This window comes from Mesorhizobium sp. M7A.F.Ca.ET.027.02.1.1, from assembly GCF_004022985.1.
GTDB lineage: Bacteria > Pseudomonadota > Alphaproteobacteria > Rhizobiales > Rhizobiaceae > Mesorhizobium.
The window spans coordinates 1-792 of sequence record NZ_RZOL01000853.1 but is presented as its reverse complement, the minus strand read 5'-3'; the positions used below and the strand labels follow the sequence as shown (position 1 = coordinate 792).

Annotated in this window: 1 protein-coding gene and 1 pseudogene; both read right to left on the bottom strand. The window is 61.7% G+C overall.

Going from position 1 to position 792, the window contains the following annotated elements:
* A pseudogene (locus tag EN749_RS36620) lies at positions 1 to 224 on the bottom strand (hypothetical protein); the annotation flags it as partial.
* A gap of 182 nt (positions 225 to 406) precedes the next feature.
* Complete coding sequence (locus EN749_RS36615; RefSeq protein ID WP_013531420.1) at positions 407 to 688, bottom strand: transcriptional regulator; 282 nt, start codon at positions 686 to 688, stop codon at positions 407 to 409.
* Positions 689 to 792 lie beyond the last annotated feature (104 nt).

Below are 792 nucleotides of genomic sequence, written 5' to 3'. Positions count from 1 at the left end.
CCGAATTTCCCTGATATCGAAGCCATGCTCGACACGGCCTCGAGCTCGGGCACCGCGTCGAGCATGGCTTCGATATCAGGGAAATTCGGGATGTCATCCACCTTGCCGTGACGGCTGGCAGCCGCGATGAGGCGATAGTCCTGGTCTTTCGCCAGGGCCGGCAGATGCTGGTCGCGGACGATCTTGCCGACGCCGACGATGCCTATCTTGATGGGCTGGGACACGGCCGCTCCGTCTGTTTGATGATGGTGATGGTTTCTTATCAGAACACTTGCCCCGGGCAAGCCGAAGCCGAGCAGCCAAACTCAGCCTTCCTCGAGCGGCAGTGCGCATTTTGCCGGCTGGGAATGCCTCGGTCGCCGATTCGTCTCGGCAGTCGATTCGAAAGCTGGACCGAGGGTTGGAGTCAGATCGGCACGTCGAAGGTAACGATCGACACTTCGCCTTCGAGCGCGCCCTGGAAAGCGGAGATATGCGGCTCTTCGTCGGGGATGCCGTCCATGTCGCCGATCTGGTCGAGTTCGGCCTCGGCGTACCCTTCGGCGGCAAGCGATTCGAGTGCCCGGCGCACCGCCGAATCGTCGTCTGGCGCCACCAGCATGACGTGGACGCCTTCCGGTTTGCCGCCTTTTTTCTTCCACACCCGGCCGGTGATGATAGTGACCGGGCGTTCTTCATTGTCGTTCACGGGCCGATTCCTCTTGGCAGCGGGTGGGCGGGCGAGGGGGTTTTGACTGCTCATGCGGCCTTTTCGCATGAAGCAAGGCCGCGCAACAGCGCAAACCCATTCAC